The following is a 16,936-nucleotide window of genomic DNA, read 5'->3' as shown; positions in this document are numbered from 1 at the left end:
CGATGGTCCGCGCCCGGAGGCCTCGATGGCCGCGTCCCGGAGCACGGGCGACCGGGCTGCGCACGGCGGAGCCACTGACGGACTGCGCTCGCCGGAGGAGGCGCTCCGCCGCGGCGCCGCGCATCTCGCCCAGCAGCACCCGGCGCTGCCGCCCGCCCTGGTGGAGCGCATCGTCTTCGAGTCGCACGAGGCGCTCGCGCGCGGGGCACGCGTGCGCGCCCAGCTGCCGGCGCTCGCCCTCCGCTTCGCCGGCGATCGGCTGCGGGCCCTCGAGCGCGCGCAGGGGGTCGCCACGGGCGAGAGCGCTCCGCTGCGGGTGCTGGTCGAGTCGATCCGCAACGACGGCATCTCGCAGATGGCTGCCGCCTACCTCAACGACCTCGGCGCCGGGCGGCTCGAGGCGCTCTCGGCGGCGATCAACCCCGCCGACGAGGTGCTGCGCACCGTCGCCGACGTGATGGACGAGGATGGCGTGCCGCTCGACGACAGCTTCCCGAAGCCGATCACCGACGACGTCGCGAACGCCGCCGATGTCATCGTGACGATGCTGATCGAGCATCCCTTCGCGCTGCGCGCCGGTCAGCGCGTCGAGGCCTGGGACTTCGACGACCCGGCCGGACTCGGCACCGAGGAGGTGCGGCGCATCCGCGATCGCGTGCGGGCTCGAGCGCAGGCCTTCGTCGACCGGCTCTGACTCGGCGGCGGGCGCCGAGGGCCGTCGCGCCCGCCGTGCTCTGATCCGCGCCGTGCACCGTGCGCCGTGCGCCGTGCGCCGTGCGCCGTGCGCCGTGCGCCGTGCGCCGTGCGCCGTGCGCTGATGCGCGCCGAGGGCCGTGCCCCGATCCGCGCAGCGCGCCCGGTGCCGCGTGCGCCTACGCGCGGGGCGAGAACCGCCGCAGCGTCAGCGAGTGCAGCACCACGAACACGCTCGAGAGGGCCATGGCGGCCCCGGCGATCAGCGGGTTCAGGAGCCCTGCCATCGCCAGCGGGATCGCTGCCGCGTTGTAGCCGAACGCCCAGAAGAGGTTGCCGCGGATCGTGCGGAGCGTGCGCCGAGACAGCGCGATGGCGTCTGCCGCGCCGGCGAGGTCGCCGTGCACGAGGGTGATGTCGGCCGCCTGCTGCGCGGCGTCGGTGCCCGTGCCCATCGCGAGCCCGAGGTCAGCCACCGCGAGCGCCGCCGCGTCGTTCACGCCGTCGCCGGCCATCGCCACGCGGCGTGCGCGCGAGCCGTCGCCGCCGGCCTGCTCCTCGCGCACCGCCTCGACCTTCTCGGCGGGGCTCACGCCGGCGATGACGCGTTCGATGCCCACCTCGTCGGCGACGGCGCGGGCGGCGCGCTCGTGGTCGCCGGTGAGCATGACCACGTCGATCCCGAGGGCTGCGAGCCGCTGCACGGCAGCCCGGCTCGTCGCCTTCACGGTGTCGCGCACCGCGATGATCGCGCGGAGCTCCCCGTCCCAGGCGACGGCGAGCGCCGTGGCGCCCTTCGCCTCCGCCGCCTCGAAGGCCTCCGCGAGCGGGGCCGGCGTCGAGACGGACCAGTCGGAGGCGAGCCACGCGGGCTTGCCGACCTGCACCGGGAGGCCGTCGACGAGTCCCACGACGCCGGCACCCGGTGCCGCCTGCACGTCGGTCGCGCGGAGCATCGGGCGCCCTGCCGACGCGCCTGCTGACGCGCCTGCTGCGTGCGCCTCGGCCGCATCCGCTGCGTCGACGATCGCGCGCGCGATCGGGTGCTCGCTCGCGCGCTCGACGGCTGCCGCGATCCGCAGGGCCTCGCCGGCCTCCTGGCCCGCTGCCGCGACGACCTCCTCCACGCGCATCCGCCCCTCGGTGACGGTGCCGGTCTTGTCGACGAGCATCGCGGTGATGCCGCGGCTCGACTCGAGCACGCGCGCGTCGCGGATGAGGATGCCCAGCTCGGCACCGCGGGTCGTGCCGGCGAGCAGTGCCGTGGGCGTCGCGAGCCCGAGGGCGCACGGGCAGGCGATGATGAGCGTCGCGACGGCGGCGGTGAACGCGGCGGTCGCGTCGCCGGTGAGGACGAGCCAGCCGACGAGCGCGAGGAGTGCGAGCACGAGCACGGTCGGCACGAAGAACTGCGAGACGCGGTCGGCGAGGCGCTGCACATCGGCCTTGCCCTCCTGCGCGCGCTCGAGCAGGGAGGCGATGCGGCTGAGCTCGGTGTCGGCGCCCACGCGGGTGGCCTCGACCAGCAGCACGCCGTGGCCGTTGATGGTGGCGCCGACGACCTCGCTGCCGGCGCGCACCTCGACGGGGAGCGACTCACCGGTCAGCAGCGATGCGTCGATCGCCGAGGCCCCCTCGACGACGACGCCGTCGGCGGCGACCTTCTCGCCCGGCACGACCCGGAACCTGTCGCCCACGCGCAGCTCGGCGGCGGGGATGCGCGACTCGACGCCGTCGCGGATCACGCTCGCCTCCTTGGCGCCGAGCCTGGCGAGCGAGCGCAGCGCCTGCTGGCTGGAGCGCTTGGCGCGATGCTCGATCACGCGGCCGGCGAGCAGGAACGCCGTCACGATCGCGGCGACCTCGAGGTAGAGCTCGTCGCCGTGGCTGCCGAACCACTGCATCTCCATGCGCATGCCGATGCGGCCGGCATCGCCCACGACGAGCGCCCAGAGCGACCAGCCGACGGCGGCGATGACGCCGAGCGAGACCAGGGTGTCCATGGTCGCGGCGCCGTGGCGCAGGTTGACGGCTGCAGCGCGGTGGAACGGCCATGCGCCCCAGGTCGCGATCGGCAGGGTCAGCGCGAGCGCCACCCACTGCCAGCCGGCGAACTGCAGCGCGGGTGCCATCGAGACCAGCAGCACCGGTGCGCCCATGACGGCGGATGCGACGAGCCGCGTCACGAGCTTCGGCCCGCTGGTCGTGGGCTCGACCTCGGGCTCCGGCACCGCGGCCGTGTAGCCGGTCTGCTCGACCGTGCGGATCGCGTCCGCGACCGTCGTGCCCTGGGGGAGCGAGACGTGCGCGACCTCGGTCGCGTAGTTGACGGTGGCGGTCACGCCCGGGAGCCTCTGCAGCCTGCGCTCGATGCGGTTGGCGCAGGAGGCGCAGGTCATGCCGCCGATCTCGAGGTCGATCGAGGTGGGATCCGTCATGACCCCAACGATACCCCTGGGGGGTATCACCCGCAACCCAGGCGGAGGCCCAGACGCGCAGAGCGCCGATCCGTGGGGGGATCGGCGCTCTGCGCAGGCGGCGGAGGTCAGCGCTCGACGAGCGTGTACCCGGCCTCGGTGACCGCGGCGCGCACGTCGTCGAGGCGCAGCGGCGCGTCGGATGCGACGGTGACGCTCGAGCGCCCGCCGGCGACGAGCTGCACGTCGACGGCCTCCACCCCGGCGAGACCGGAGAGCTCCTCGGTGACCGAGGAGACGCAGTGGCCGCACGTCATGCCCTCGACCTCGAAGCGCTGGGTGGTGCTCGCCTCCGTCGCGCTGGCGACCGAGTCGGTGGAGCAGCAGCCCCCGCCGCAGCAGCCCCCGGCCTGCTCGTCGGCCTGCGGTCCGCCGTCGCGGCTGGTGATCTCGATGTTCTGCAGCATGGGATGCCCTTCTGGTCTGGTCGGTGAGTGGTGCTCGCTCAGGAGCGGACGAGCCGCGCGATCGCGGCGCTCGCCTCTGCGAGCTTCTCCTGCGCGACGGGGCCGCCCTGCTCGGCCGCCTCGGCGACGCAGTGGGCGAGGTGATCCTCGAGCAGCTGGAGCGCGACCGTCTCGAGCGCCTTCGTGGCGGCCGAGACCTGCGTGAGCACGTCGATGCAGTACGCGTCCTCGCCCACCATGCGCGCGATGCCGCGCACCTGGCCCTCGGCGCGGCTGAGCCGCTTGAGCAGGGCTGCCTTGTCGGCGGCGTAGCCGTGCGTCGACGGGCTGGAGGGTGCGGTCTCGATGGTCATGATGCCGCCATCATACCCCCAAGGGGTATGACCGACAAGCGTCAGGCAGCGATGGCGCTGACGTGCTCGGGCGTGGCCCAGCTGCGCCAGATGGCGGCGAGCATCGCACCGAACAGCGGCTCGGCCTCTTCGGCGGGGAAGTGGCCGATGAGCTCGAGCGCGATGAAGCCGTGCACGCCGGCGAAGATCGTGCGCGTGGTCGTGTCGGGGTCGCCGTGCAGGATGCCTGCCTCGATCGACTCGGTGACCGCCGCGAGCAGCGGCTCGGTGGTGCTCGCGCGCGCCTCGGCGATCGCGGGGGAGTCGTTGGTGCGGCCGAAGACGACCTGGAACATCGCGGAGTGCTCGCTCGCCCAGGAGCGCATCGCGTGCACCAGGGAGACGATGTGCTGCACCGGATCGGCGACCTGCGCAGCCGCCTGCGCCTCCACGAACGAGCGTGCGGCGCGGACGGTGATCGCCTCCAGGAGCTCGCCCCGCGAGCCGAACAGCGAGTAGACGGCAGAGGTGGAGGTGCCGACCGAGGCCACGAGCGGTCGCAGGGAGAAGTCGGGCCCGTCCACAGCCATCAGGTCGGTCGCGGCCTCGAGCAGTCGCTGGCGCAGATGCTCGTCGTGGAGTCGAGGTCGTCCCATGCTCATAATCTTACGCTGTTTTGAGGGTTTGCTCAGCATTGCGGTCGAACTCGCAGGATCCGCAACTCTTGCATCGACGCAAACGAGGTGGTGTGGCAGGATGCGCGCCTGGGCGGTTCCTGAGGCCGCGTTCCGCGGCGGTCGGGAGCATCGAGCTGCTGACGCGCAGCGATCGACGTGCGTGGTGCCCCCAGCAGGATTCGAACCTGCGGCCTTCTGCTCCGGAGGCAGACGCTCTATCCCCTGAGCTATGGGGGCCGGGCTGCCGTGGGCAGCGTCGACCAATCTAGCACCGCCCGAGCGGGTGCTCAGGACGCGCGGCTCACGGCTCGTGCGTGAGGCCCTGGGCGAGCTCGACGAACGCCGCGTCGATCAGGTCGGGGATCGTGCCGGCTGCGCCCTCCGTCGTGTCCCAGACGCGGATCGCGGTCTTGACGGCGGCCACCGCGGCGCCGGCGAGCAGTCGCGGGTAGGCGGCGGTCGCGGGATCCTCGCCGGCGCGCTCGGCGATGGCCGCGCGGATCGCGTCCTCCAGCTCGTCGTACTGCGCCATCCGATGCGGCAGCAGCACCGGGTAGCGCCGGATCAGCGCTTCCTTCTCCCGCAGCATCTGCAGCCGCTCAGGGGACCACGCGCGGATCGCGTCCCGCAGCACGACGCTCAGCGACTGCAGCGGCAGCTCCTCCGACGGGCGGTCGGCGAGGCCTGCGACGAGCTCGTTCGGGCCGATGTCGTGCGCCGCGACGACGGCGGCCTCCTTCGAGACGAAGTAGTTCGAGACCGTGCGCGGCGAGACGAAGGCCCGGTCGGCGATCTGGTCGATCGTGACGGCGTCGAGGCCGAGCTCCAGCGCGAGCGAGTACGCAGCATCGGCGATGGTGCGGTGCGTCAGCAGCTTCTTGCGCTCGCGGAGGCCGAGCTGCGGCTCATCGGCAAGCGGCTCAGTCTCAGACATCAGGCTCCTGGGTCAGGGCCGGCGAGCGTCGGCGGGCGGGGCGAGTCTGTATCGTAACAGTGTTCGCGACGAGGTGCGATCCGTTTCGGCAAGCCTGCGCTCACCGCATGCCGATGGCAGGGTCTGGCGGGCATCGCTGTGGGAGGATCGACCTTGATGCGAACCGCGCGTGCTGCCTTCTCGATGTCGCTCGTCGGCGACACCGAGTTCGTGCTGCTCGCACTCCCTGCCGAGGCGTACGGGTCGCAGGACAGGATCAGCGTCGCCGTCGACGGCGCTCCCGTCGAGTGGCGCATCGCCGCCGGCGCCCACGACACTCGGCAGCTGCTGTTCACGGCCCCGGCGGGCCAGCTCGAGGTGGACGTCGCGTCGAGCCTCCAGAGCCTGCGGCGACCGATCGGCGACGGCGACCCCGCGCGCTACCTCGAGGACTCCCGCTACGTCGAGGCCAGCGCGCTGCGCGGCTTCGTCGACGAGCGGTTCGGGCGTGCGAGCGGGTTCGAGGCCGTCGACGCGATGCGCAACTGGATCGCGCGCGGCTTCACCTACTCCCCGGCGATGTCGGCGATCGACGACACCGCCGTGTCCTCGATGGAGAAGGCCGGCGGCATGTGCCGCGACTACGCGCACGTCATGATCGCGCTCGCCCGCGCGGCAGGCATCCCGGCGCGCTACGCCGGCGTCTACGCCCCAGGGCTCACGCCTCCCGACTTCCACGCCGTCGCCGAGGTGCACCTCGACGACGACTGGTGGGTCGTCGACGCCACCGGCCTCGCCCCTCGCGGCAGCCTCATCCGCATCGCCACGGGCGCCGACGCGCTGGAGACGGCGTGGGCGACGACGACGGGCAACCCGGTGCGGCTGACGAGCCTCGCGGTCGAGGCGACCGACGACGCCCTCCCCCAGGGGACGATCGACGACCCGCGCCAGCGCTACCGCATCCTCTGAGCCGCGCGCCGAGCGGACCCAGCGCGGGCGCTCCGCGAACTGCTGCCCGGCGCGCGTGGCTGTCGCGACCGGGTCAGGAGAGGTTCGCCGCGACCTGCTCCAGCACCGTCGCGGCATCCTGCTCCGTCACGAAGTACTCCGAGGCGACGCTCAGCAGCGCGTCGCCGTCGAGCGTCGTCGCGACACCCACCTCGCCGACCGCCTCGAACGTCGGCCCCGTCGCCCCCTGCGCCTGCGGCAGCACGGCGATCACGAGCCGGTCGGGCCCCGTGACGTGCTGGTAGGCGCAGACCGTGCCGCCGGCATCCGCGATGTCGGCGGTCGTCCCGGGCAGCTCGCCCCGCTCGCCGGTCGGCGCGAAGTTCGGGTTGAAGGCGTAGAGGTCGTCGGCCGTGAACACCTCGGAGCACGCGATCTCACCCGCGACCGGCGGGGTCGTGGGCTCCGCCGGCTCCGAGCCGGCGGGCTCGCTCGGCGTCGGCGTCGGCGTCGGCTCGGCCGAGCCGCCCGCGGAGGGCGTCGGCTGCGCGCTCGAGGACGGCGTGGGCGAGTCCGTCGGGGCCAGTGCGCCGGGCTCGCAGCCGGTCAGCGCGACGGCCGCGGCGGCCGCGACGATCGCGACGGGGAGGAGGCGACGGATGCGGTGACGAGGGCTCGGCATGCTGCCAGCGTACGGCGCAAGGACGGCGGGCCGAGGCAGCCGCGCGCACTAGCATCGAAGGATGCAGCCCTTCGAGATCTCTGCCGCCGTGCTCGCCGCCGTCCGCTCCGCGGTGGGGCGACGCGCCGCCGAGATCGAGGTGCGCGAGCGCGACATCGTGCTCGAGCGCCCGCGCAACCGCGACCACGGCGACTGGGCGACGAACGCCGCGATGCGGTTCGCCAAGAAGGCCGGCGCGAACCCCCGCGAGCTCGCCGAGGAGATCGCGGCGGAGCTCGCCGCGGTCGAGGGGATCGCCGGCGCCGACGTGGCTGGCCCCGGCTTCATCAACCTGCGCCTCGCGGCCGGCGCCGCGGGCGAGCTCGCGCGTACGATCGTCGAGGCGGGCGAGGCGTACGGGCAGGGCGACGCGCTGCAGGGCGTGCGCATCAACCTCGAGTTCGTCTCCGCCAACCCGACCGGGCCCATCCACATGGGCGGTACCCGCTGGGCGGCGGTCGGCGACAGCCTGGGGCGCGTGCTCGAGCGCCAGGGCGGCCTCGTCACCCGCGAGTACTACTTCAACGACCACGGCGGCCAGATCGACCGCTTCGCCCGCAGCCTCGTCGCGGCGTTCCGCGGCGAGCCCACGCCCGAGGACGGCTACGGCGGCGCCTACATCGCGGAGATCGCGCGCAAGGTCGACGACGCCTACGACGGCGACCTCCTCGACCTGGGCGATGCCGAGCTGCAGGAGGCGTTCCGCGCCAACGGCGTGCAGCTGATGTTCGAGGAGATCAAGCGCGACCTGCACGAGTTCGGGGTCGACTTCGACGTCTACTTCCACGAGCACCAGGTGCAGTCCGACGGCTCCGTCGAGCGGGCGATCGAGACGCTGCGCGAGCGCGGCCACATCTTCGAGCAGGAGGGAGCGCTCTGGCTGCGCACCACCTCGTTCGGCGACGACAAGGATCGCGTCGTCGTGCGCTCGAACGGCCAGCCCGCCTACTTCTCCGGCGACCTCGGCTACTACCAGAACAAGCGCGAGCGCGGCTTCGAGCAGAACATCATCATGCTCGGCGCCGACCACCACGGCTACGTCGGCCGCATGATGGCGATGTGCGCGGCCTTCGGCGACACCCCCCACGAGCACCTCGAGCTGATGATCGGCCAGATGGTCAACCTGATGCGCGACGGCGCGCCCGTGCGCATGTCGAAGCGCGCCGGCACGATCGTCACGATGGAGGACCTGGTGGATGCCGTCGGCGTCGACGCCGCCCGCTACGCGCTCGTGCGCTCGAGCGCCGACACGCCTCTCGACATCGACCTCGAGCTGCTGACGCAGCGCACGAACGACAACCCCGTCTACTACGTGCAGTACGCGCACGCGCGCATGTCGGCGGTGGGCCGCAACGCGGCGGCGGCGGGCGTCGACCGCAGCGAGTTCGACCCCTCGCTGCTCGAGCACCCGAGCGAGTCGGCGCTGCTGGGCGCGCTCGCCGACTTCCCGCGCGTGCTCGCGCAGGCGGCCGAGCTGCGCGAGCCGCACCGCGTGGCGCGCTTCGCCGAAGAGCTCGCGGGCCTCTACCACCGCTGGTACGACGCGTGCCGCGTGACGCCGGTCGGCGACGAGCCCATCACGACGGTGCATCGCACGCGGCTGTGGCTGAACGACGCGACCGGGCAGGTGCTGCGCACCGCGCTGTCCACCGTCGGCGTCTCGGCGCCGGAGCGCATGTAGCGCCGGCCCCTGCACGCCTCGCCAGCGCCCTGCTCGCGGCCGCAGGCGTCCTCAGGGGAGGACGGATGGGCGAAGCGCACCGGATCCATGGCGCACTCGCTGCCTCCGCGGCGGCGCCCTCGTCTCGCGACTCCGCTCAGCGCGCGCGCGTGCGGGGCACCGCGGCGCGGTAGGTCGAGACGCTCGGCTCGCCCGGCACCCAGAAGCGCCACGGGAAGTCGGAGGCGTCCCCGCCGGGACCGCTGACGCCCACGCGCGGCCCCGTGCGGAAGGGCAGCGGCGCCGCGGCGGGCACGAACGACCAGCGCGCCGCCTCGTCCTCCGCCCGCTCGCTTCTGGCGGCCTCGGCCGCCGGACCCAGGCGCGCCCCGTCGTCCGCGAGCGTCGCCCCGAGGGCCTGCGCCACGTTGCCCGGCCCGCGGGCGGGCTCGCCGACGAGGGGGGAGCGGCGCCGGGCCGCGCGCCGCTCGAGCGCCAGTGCGAGCCCCTCGACCACCTCGCCCGCCCGCACGAGCACGCCCCACCCGCTGCCGGCCGGCCCGGCGACGATGTTCACCGCGTGGTGCATGCCGTACGTGAAGTAGCAGTAGACGTGCCCGCCGGGCCCGAACATGGTCGCGTTGCGGGCGGTCCGCCCGCGGAAGGTGTGCGCCCCCGGGTCGTCGCTGCCGCGGTAGGCCTCGACCTCGGTGACGCGCACGGCCACGGCCCCCGCAGCATCCGCTCGACGCAGCACGCCCCCGAGCAGCAGCGGCGCGAGCTCCACCGGATCGCGCTCGAACCACGTCGCGTCAGGTGTCGGCACGCACGGCACGGTATCCGACGGTTGCCTAAGATGGTGTCAGCGCCACAAGCGCAGACGCCGCCTGCCAGACAGGCCACCACCCCTCGTACGGACGGAGCCCCCGTGCCGCATCCGCTCGCCCTGGAGCTGCCCGAGCTGCCCGACCGGGCCGACGCCAACGCGCTCGCCGAGGGCGTCTGGCCGGCGGGTGCTGCGCGCGACGGCGGCGTGCTGCACGTGCAGGGCGCCTCGGTGGTCGACATCGCGGCAGAGCACGGCACGCCCTTCCTGCTCGTCGACGAGACCGTCGCCCGCGACCGCGCCAGGCGGATCCGCATCGCCTTCGAGACCGCGTTCGCCGCGCCCGAGGGCGCAGCCGCCGTCGACGTCTACTACGCCGGCAAGGCGCTGCTGACCGCCGACGTGGCGCGGTGGATGCGCGCGGAGGGACTGCGCATCGACGTGTGCACCGGCGGCGAGCTCGCCGTCGCGCTCCGCGCGGGCGTCGAGCCGAGCGCCATCGGGTTCCACGGCAACAACAAGTCCGTCGGGGAGATCGAGGCGGGCGTGGCCGCGGGGGTCGGCACCTTCGTCATCGACTCGCCGATCGAGGTGGAGCGGATCGCAGCGGCCGCCGAGGCCGCTGGGCGCGTGCAGCGCGTGCGGCTGCGCATCTCCGTGGGCGTGCACGCCTCGACGCACGAGTTCCTCGCCACGAGCCACGAGGATCAGAAGTTCGGCATCCCCGTCGCCGATGCGCCCGCCGTCGTGCGGCGCATCCGCGCGCTGCCGAGCCTCGAGCTCGTCGGCCTCCACACGCACATCGGCTCGCAGATCTTCGACCACGAGGGCTTCGCCGCCTCGGCCCGGCGCATGCTCGCGCTGCACGCCGAGCTCGCCGACGGCGACGAGCCGCTCGCCGAGCTGAACCTCGGCGGCGGCTTCGGCATCGCCTACACCGCGGCCGACAGCCTCGAGCCGATCGAGGCAATCGCCTCGAGGCTCGCGGCAGCGGTGCGGCAGGCAGCGAACGAGCTCGGCATCGCGGTGCCGCGGATCGCGATCGAGCCGGGCCGCTGGATCGTCGGGCCCGCCGGCATCACCGTCTACACGGTCGGCACGGTCAAGCCCGTGCGGCTCGGCGAGGGGACCCGCACCTACGTCTCCGTCGACGGCGGCATGGCCGACAACGCCAGGCCCGCGCTGTACGGCGCGCAGTACTCCGCGCGCATCGCCTCGCGGTCGTCGGATGCCGCTCCCGCGCTCGTGCGGGTCGCGGGCCGCCACTGCGAGTCGGGCGACATCGTCGTCGACGCCGAGTGGCTGCCCGGCGACGTCGCGCCCGGCGATCTGCTCGCCGTCGCCGCCACCGGCGCCTACTGCCACTCGCTCGCCTCCAACTACAACGCGGCCCCCCGTCCGCCGGTGCTCTCGGTGTCGGCCGAGCCCGGCGGCGGCGCGCTCGTGCGCACGCTCGTGCGCCGCGAGTCGATCGACGACGTGCTCGCGCGCGACGCGGGCCTCCACCCGGATCCCGCCGCCGTCCCCGACCCCAGCAACGGAGCCGCATCCGCATGAACGCCTACCGATCCCTCCGCATCGCGCTGCTCGGCGCCGGCAGCGTCGGCTCCCAGGTCGCGCGGCTGCTGCTCGAGCAGCACGACGAGCTGGCCGCGCGCGTCGGCGCGCCCCTCGAGCTGGTCGGCATCGGCGTGCGCGACGTCGACGCGCAGCGCGACGTGCCGCTGCCGCGCGAGCTGCTCACCACGGACCTCGACACGCTCGTCGCCGGTGCCGACATCGTCGTCGAGCTGCTCGGCGGCATCGAGCCCGCCCGCAGCCTGCTGCTCGACGCCATCGCGGCCGGCGCCGACGTCGTGACGGCCAACAAGGCGCTCGTCGCGGCGCACGGCCCGGCCCTCTTCCAAGCGGCCGAGACGGTCGGCGCGCAGGTCGCCTACGAGGCGGCCGTCGGCGGCGCGATCCCCATCATCCGACCGCTCGAGCAGTCGCTCGCTGGGGACCGGGTGACGCGCGTCATGGGCATCGTCAACGGCACGACCAACTTCATCCTCGACCGCATGCACACCGAGGGCTCGTCGCTCGAGGAGGCCCTGGCCGTCGCGACCGAGCTGGGCTATGCCGAGGCCGACCCGACCGCCGACATCGAGGGCTTCGACGCCGCCAGCAAGGCGACGATCCTCGCCTCCCTCGCCTTCCACACCGAGGTGCCCGCCTCGGAGGTGCACCGCGAGGGCATCACGGGCGTGACCGATGCGATGGTGCAGCAGGCCGAGCGCACCGGCCGGGTGCTGAAGCTCGTGGCGATCTGCGAGCGGCTGCCGGGAGCGCCCGGCGACGTCGGCGGCGCCCGCGACCGCGTCTCGGCGCGCGTGCATCCCGTGTCGCTGCCCGCGACGCATCCGCTGGCCGCCGTGCACGAGGCCATGAACGCGATCTTCGTGACCGCCGAGTCCGCGGGCGACCTGATGTTCTACGGCGCGGGCGCCGGCGGCCCCGAGACCGCGTCCGCCGTGCTCGGCGACCTCGTCTCGATCGCCCGCCGCCACGTAGCCGGCGGCCCCGGCATGCCCGGCTCGACGCACGCGAAGCTCGGCCTCGCGCCGTTCGGCGACGTGGTCGCCCGGCACGAGGTGGCGCTCACGGTCGACGACCGGCCGGGCGTGCTCGCCGCGGTCGCCGGGCTCTTCTCCGAGCAGGGCGTCTCGGTCGAGTCCGTGCGGCAGGATCCGACCGACGGCAGCGCAGCCCTCGTGCTCGGCACCCACGCCGCGAGCGAGGCGCGCATCGCGGATGTGCTCGAGGCGCTCGAGGCGCACACCGACGTGGAGCGGATCGACAGCGTGATCCGTCTCATCGACTAGGAGAGAACCATGGCGAACCGGAATCAGTGGCGCGGCGTGCTGCGCGAGTGGGCCGACGTGCTCGACGTGACGGATGCGTCGACGGTCGTCACGCTCGGCGAGGGCGGCACCCCGCTCATCGAGTCGAGGGCGCTGTCGCAGATGACCGACGCGCGCGTGCTCGTGAAGTTCGAGGGGCTGAACCCCACGGGGTCGTTCAAGGATCGCGGCATGACGGTGGCGCTCTCGCGCGCCGTCGAGCGCGGAGCGAAGGCCGTGGCGTGCGCGTCGACCGGCAACACCTCCGCCTCCGCCGCCGCCTACGCGGCCGCGGCGGGGATCCAGGCGATCGTGCTCGTGCCGGAGGGCAAGATCTCGATGGGCAAGCTCGCGCAGTCCGTCGTGCACGGCGCGCGCATCGTGCAGGTGCGCGGCAACTTCGACGACTGCCTGGAGATCTCGAAGGAGCTCGCCGAGCGCTACCCGGTGCACCTGGTGAACTCGGTGAACGACGACCGCATCGAGGGGCAGCAGACCGCGGCGCTCGAGATCGTCGACGTGCTGGGCGACGCCCCCGACATCCACTGCATCCCGGTGGGCAACGCGGGCAACATCACGAGCTACTGGCGCGGCTACTCGCTCGCCGAGACCTCCGGCGTCGCGACCAAGCGGCCCCGGATGCTGGGCTTCCAGGCCGCCGGTGCTGCGCCGATCGTGCACGGCGAGGTCGTTCGGCAGCCCGACACCGTCGCGACCGCGATCCGGATCGGCAACCCCGCCTCCTGGCAGCAGGCGATCGACGCGCGCGACGAGTCCGGCGGCTTCATCGGGGCGATCGACGACGCGGCGATCCTGCGGGCGCAGCGGCTGCTCGCGTCGTCGACCGGCGTCTTCGTCGAGCCGGCCTCGGCGATCTCGGTCGCGGGCCTGCTCGAGCGCCACGCCGCCGGTGAGATCCCCGCCGGCTCCACCGTCGCGCTGACCGTGACCGGGCACGGCCTCAAGGATGCGCAGTGGGGCCTGAAGCTCGAGGACGGCTCCGACGCGGCGCCCGAGTCCGCGGACGCCGACACCACGCAGGTCGCGCAGCTGCTGGGCCTGGCATGACGGGCGCGGTGACGGTGCCGCTCGGCCGGCGGGTGCGGGTGCGCGTGCCGGCGACGAGCGCGAACCTCGGCCCCGGCTTCGACACGCTCGGGCTGGCGCTGAACGTGCACGACGAGCTCGAGGTCGAGGCGGTCGCGGAGGGCGTGCGCGTGACGGTCTCCGGCGTCGGCGAGGCGGGCGACGAGCTCAGCGTGCCGACCGACGAGACGAACCTCGTCGCGCGATCGATCCTGCACGTCTTCGACCGCGTCGGCGTGGAGGCGCCCGGGCTCCTGCTCGAGGCGCGCAACAGCATCCCGCACGGGCGCGGCATGGGCTCCTCCGGCGCGGCGATCGTGTCGGGCGTGCTGGCCGCGAAGGGCCTGCTCGAGGGCATCGTGCCCGTCGGCGACGACGACGTGCTGCGCTTCGCGACCGAGCTCGAGGGGCACCCCGACAACGTGGCTCCCGCCATCTTCGGCGGCCTCACCATCGCCTGGGTCGACGAGACCGGACCGCGCCAGAAGCAGCTCGCCGTGCACCGCGGCGTCTCGCTGCTGGTCGCCGTGCCGGAGGCCACGATGTCGACGAAGCTCGCGCGCAGCCTCCAGCCCGAGGCCGTGCCGCACGCCGACGCGGTCTTCAACGTCTCGCGATCCGCGCTGCTCGTGGCTGCGCTGACGCAGAGCCCGGAGCTGCTGCTCGACGCCACCGAGGATCGCCTGCACCAGTCGTACCGGGCGAGCGCGATGCCGCAGACGAGCGCGCTCGTCGGTGCGCTGCGCGCCGCCGGCCACGCAGCCGTCGTCTCCGGTGCCGGGCCCTCGGTGCTGGTGCTGGCGGCCGACCCCGCCGCCCGGCTGGATGCCGCGCGGATCGTCGAGGACGCGCCGGATGCGTGGACTGCGCGCCTGCTGGCCGTCGACATCCGCGGTGGTACAGTGGAGGCCATCCCCACCAGTGCCGCGGCGTAGCCCGGCTGGGGTGTTCCAGACTCCAACTCTCTGCATCTCTGATGCGCTCGACCGCCGGGCAGCTGTGACAGCTGCCCTGGCCGTGGGCGCAGCGGGAGACAAGGTCCCATGCCCGCGGCATCGCGCGCGGGCCAACCCGTAAGGAGCACTCGCGCCATGACCAGCGAGACGATCGACAGCGTTCCGGCAGCCGAGGCAGCCGACACCACCACCGCCTCCGAGCAGCCCGCGGCCACCGCCGGCGCGTCGGCGGCAGGGCAGGCTGCTGCAGCCGAGGCACCGGCAGCGCCCAAGCGGCGCTCGCGCCGCGCGACGACGTCGTCGGTGGCCGAGCAGGCCGCTGACGCAGCCGCCCCGGAGTCGCCCTCGGCAGCCGCCGCGGGCGACGCCCCTGCCAGCGAGGCCGCCGCGGAGAAGCCCGCCACGAAGCGCCGCGCGAGCACGCGCCGCACCGCGGCCGAGAAGCGCGCCGACGAGGCAGCGGCGGCCGAGCCCTCCGACGCCGAGCCCGCAGACTCCGGCACCGACGCCGACGGCTCCGCCGCTGCGGAGGCACCGGCCGAGAAGCCGGCGAAGCGCCGCGCGAGCCGCTCGCGCAAGGCCGCCGACGAGTCGCCCGCCGAGACCAGCGGCGAGCAGGCCTCCGAGCCCGCGGCGGACGACGCGCAGCCTGCGGGCCGAGGCAAGGCCCGGGGCAAGGGCCAGCAGGGCGCGGCCGACCAGGCTGCCGGAGACCGGGCGCAGGCAGGCGGCGGCGACGCCGAGGAGCCGCAGGACGAGCAGGGCAGCCGCGACAGCGCGCCCGCTCGCGACGCGCGCGGTGACGACGACGGCGCCTCCGGCTCCCGCCGCGGCCGTGGCCGCGCATCCGACGACCGCGATGACGCCGAGCAGCCGGGCGACGACCGTCGCGGCCGTCAGCAGCAGCGCGGCCAGGAGCAGGACGACGACGAGCAGCAGGGCGGCTCGCGCCGTCGCCGCAGCCGCGGCAAGGGCGGCCAGAACGGCGACCAGCAGGACGCCGGGCAGCAGCGCGGCAACCAGCAGCGCGGCCAGCAGCAGGACGACGACGGCGACGACGAGGGCGGCTCGCGCCGCTCGCGCGGCCGCGGCCGCGGCCAGAGCGGCGCCCAGCAGCAGGCCGAGCAGGATGCCGCGTCGCGCCGCACCCGCGGCCGCGAGCGCACCCGCACCCGCGGGCAGGACGCCGAGCCCGAGATCCACGAGGACGACGTGCTGCTGCCCGTCGCCGGCATCCTCGACGTGCTCGACAACTACGCCTTCGTGCGCACCTCCGGCTACCTGCCGGGGTCGAACGACGTCTACGTCTCGCTCGCCCAGGTCAAGAAGCACGGCCTGCGCAAGGGCGACGCCGTCGTCGGCGCCATCAAGCAGCCGCGCGAGGGCGAGCAGCAGTCGGGCCGCCAGAAGTACAACGCGCTCGTGCGCGTCGACTCGATCAACGGCCAGACCACCGAGGAGTCGCTCAACCGCGTCGAGTTCTCGAAGCTCACGCCGCTCTACCCGCAGGAGCGCCTGCGGCTCGAGACGACGCCGAACAAGCTCTCGACGCGCGTCATCGACCTCGTGTCGCCGATCGGCAAGGGCCAGCGCGGCCTGATCGTCTCGCCGCCGAAGGCTGGCAAGACGCTCGTGATGCAGGCCATCGCGAACGCCATCGCCGAGAACAACCCCGAGGTGCACCTGATGATCGTGCTCGTCGACGAGCGCCCCGAGGAGGTCACCGACTTCCAGCGCACCGTCAAGGGCGAGGTCATCGCGTCGACCTTCGACCGGCCCGCGGAGGATCACACGATCGTCGCAGAGCTGGCGATCGAGCGCGCGAAGCGCCTGGTCGAGCTCGGCCACGACGTGGTCGTGCTGCTCGACGGCATCACGCGCCTGGGCCGCGCCTACAACCTGTCGGCGCCGCCCTCGGGCCGCATCCTCTCCGGCGGCGTCGACTCGAGCGCGCTCTACCCGCCGAAGAAGTTCTTCGGCGCGGCGCGCAACATCGAGCACGGCGGCTCGCTCACCATCCTCGCCACGGCGCTCGTCGAGACCGGTTCGAAGATGGACGAGGTGATCTTCGAGGAGTTCAAGGGCACGGGCAACATGGAGCTCCGCCTGTCGCGCCACATGGCCGACAAGCGCATCTTCCCCGCTGTCGACGTCAACGCATCCGGCACGCGCCGCGAGGAGATGCTGATGGGCGTCGAGGAGACGAAGGTCATGTGGAAGCTGCGCCGGGCGCTCGCCGGGCTCGAGACCCAGCAGGCGCTGGAGCTCGTGCTCAAGCAGCTCAAGGAGACGCAGTCGAACGTCGAGTTCCTGATGAAGGTCTCGAAGTCGATGCCCGGCCAGCACGACAAGGACTGA

15 protein-coding genes and 1 tRNA gene are annotated in these 16,936 nt (G+C 73.8%); 8 read left to right on the top strand and 8 right to left on the bottom strand.

Annotated features, from left to right (window positions below):
* The first annotated feature begins 25 nt into the window (after positions 1–25).
* Complete coding sequence (locus AA0Z99_RS07710; RefSeq protein ID WP_413316514.1) at positions 26–694, top strand: low molecular weight phosphatase family protein; 669 nt, start codon at positions 26–28, stop codon at positions 692–694.
* Positions 695–872: 178 nt separating this feature from the next.
* Here AA0Z99_RS07710 and AA0Z99_RS07705 read toward each other — a convergent pair whose 3' ends face one another.
* From AA0Z99_RS07705 to AA0Z99_RS07680, 6 genes are all read right to left on the bottom strand, one after another.
* On the bottom strand, positions 873–3,131 hold the full coding sequence (locus AA0Z99_RS07705; protein ID WP_413316513.1) for a heavy metal translocating P-type ATPase: 2,259 nt from the start codon (positions 3,129–3,131) through the stop codon (positions 873–875).
* A gap of 107 nt (positions 3,132–3,238) precedes the next feature.
* Entirely contained in the window at positions 3,239–3,577 is a 339-nt protein-coding gene (locus AA0Z99_RS07700) for a heavy-metal-associated domain-containing protein (protein ID WP_413316512.1), read from the bottom strand.
* A 38-nt stretch (positions 3,578–3,615) separates the two neighbouring features.
* Positions 3,616–3,930 carry a metal-sensitive transcriptional regulator gene (locus tag AA0Z99_RS07695; RefSeq protein WP_413316511.1) on the bottom strand — a complete coding sequence of 105 codons (315 nt, stop codon included), beginning with the start codon at positions 3,928–3,930 and terminating at the stop codon, positions 3,616–3,618.
* Between the two features lie 41 nt (positions 3,931–3,971).
* Entirely contained in the window at positions 3,972–4,565 is a 594-nt protein-coding gene (locus AA0Z99_RS07690) for a TetR/AcrR family transcriptional regulator (protein WP_413316510.1), read from the bottom strand.
* A gap of 182 nt (positions 4,566–4,747) precedes the next feature.
* A tRNA-Arg gene (locus AA0Z99_RS07685) sits at positions 4,748–4,823 on the bottom strand.
* A gap of 64 nt (positions 4,824–4,887) precedes the next feature.
* On the bottom strand, positions 4,888–5,520 hold the full coding sequence (locus AA0Z99_RS07680) for a TetR/AcrR family transcriptional regulator (RefSeq protein WP_413316509.1): 633 nt from the start codon (positions 5,518–5,520) through the stop codon (positions 4,888–4,890).
* A gap of 156 nt (positions 5,521–5,676) precedes the next feature.
* On the opposite strand from AA0Z99_RS07680, the gene AA0Z99_RS07675 reads away from it, so the two are divergent.
* The gene (locus AA0Z99_RS07675; RefSeq protein ID WP_413316508.1) at positions 5,677–6,468 is read left to right on the top strand and encodes a transglutaminase-like domain-containing protein; all 792 of its coding nucleotides are present in this window, start codon (positions 5,677–5,679) and stop codon (positions 6,466–6,468) included.
* A 73-nt stretch (positions 6,469–6,541) separates the two neighbouring features.
* Here the strand turns inward: AA0Z99_RS07675 and AA0Z99_RS07670 are convergent, their stop codons facing one another.
* Positions 6,542–7,129 (bottom strand): hypothetical protein, encoded by a 588-nt coding sequence (locus AA0Z99_RS07670; RefSeq protein WP_413316507.1) that lies wholly within the window; start codon positions 7,127–7,129, stop codon positions 6,542–6,544.
* A gap of 61 nt (positions 7,130–7,190) precedes the next feature.
* Between AA0Z99_RS07670 and argS the strand changes: the two genes are divergently transcribed.
* Positions 7,191–8,849, top strand: coding sequence for an arginine--tRNA ligase (gene argS / locus AA0Z99_RS07665; protein WP_413316506.1), 1,659 nt, complete (start codon positions 7,191–7,193; stop codon positions 8,847–8,849).
* Between the two features lie 136 nt (positions 8,850–8,985).
* Here argS and AA0Z99_RS07660 read toward each other — a convergent pair whose 3' ends face one another.
* A complete protein-coding gene (locus AA0Z99_RS07660; protein WP_413316505.1) occupies positions 8,986–9,654 on the bottom strand; it encodes a DNA-3-methyladenine glycosylase in 669 nt (222 codons plus the stop codon).
* 102 nt (positions 9,655–9,756) lie between these two features.
* On the opposite strand from AA0Z99_RS07660, the gene lysA reads away from it, so the two are divergent.
* From lysA to rho, 5 genes are all read left to right on the top strand, one after another.
* Complete coding sequence (gene lysA, locus AA0Z99_RS07655; RefSeq protein ID WP_413316504.1) at positions 9,757–11,211, top strand: diaminopimelate decarboxylase; 1,455 nt, start codon at positions 9,757–9,759, stop codon at positions 11,209–11,211.
* Positions 11,208–12,518: a homoserine dehydrogenase gene (locus tag AA0Z99_RS07650; protein WP_413316503.1), complete on the top strand. Its 1,311-nt coding sequence runs from the start codon at positions 11,208–11,210 to the stop codon at positions 12,516–12,518. The genes lysA and AA0Z99_RS07650 overlap by 4 nt, the downstream gene beginning before the upstream one ends.
* A 9-nt stretch (positions 12,519–12,527) precedes the next feature.
* Positions 12,528–13,604: a threonine synthase gene (gene thrC, locus AA0Z99_RS07645; protein ID WP_413316502.1), complete on the top strand. Its 1,077-nt coding sequence runs from the start codon at positions 12,528–12,530 to the stop codon at positions 13,602–13,604.
* The gene (gene thrB / locus AA0Z99_RS07640; protein WP_413316501.1) at positions 13,601–14,557 is read left to right on the top strand and encodes a homoserine kinase; all 957 of its coding nucleotides are present in this window, start codon (positions 13,601–13,603) and stop codon (positions 14,555–14,557) included. The genes thrC and thrB overlap by 4 nt, the downstream gene beginning before the upstream one ends.
* A gap of 156 nt (positions 14,558–14,713) precedes the next feature.
* Positions 14,714–16,936, top strand: a complete 2,223-nt coding sequence (gene rho / locus AA0Z99_RS07635) for a transcription termination factor Rho (protein ID WP_413316500.1) — start codon at positions 14,714–14,716, stop codon at positions 16,934–16,936.

It is taken from the genome of Agrococcus phoenicis, assembly GCF_047302415.1.
Classification (GTDB): domain Bacteria; phylum Actinomycetota; class Actinomycetes; order Actinomycetales; family Microbacteriaceae; genus Agrococcus.
This window is presented reverse-complemented; position numbering and strand designations above follow the sequence as displayed.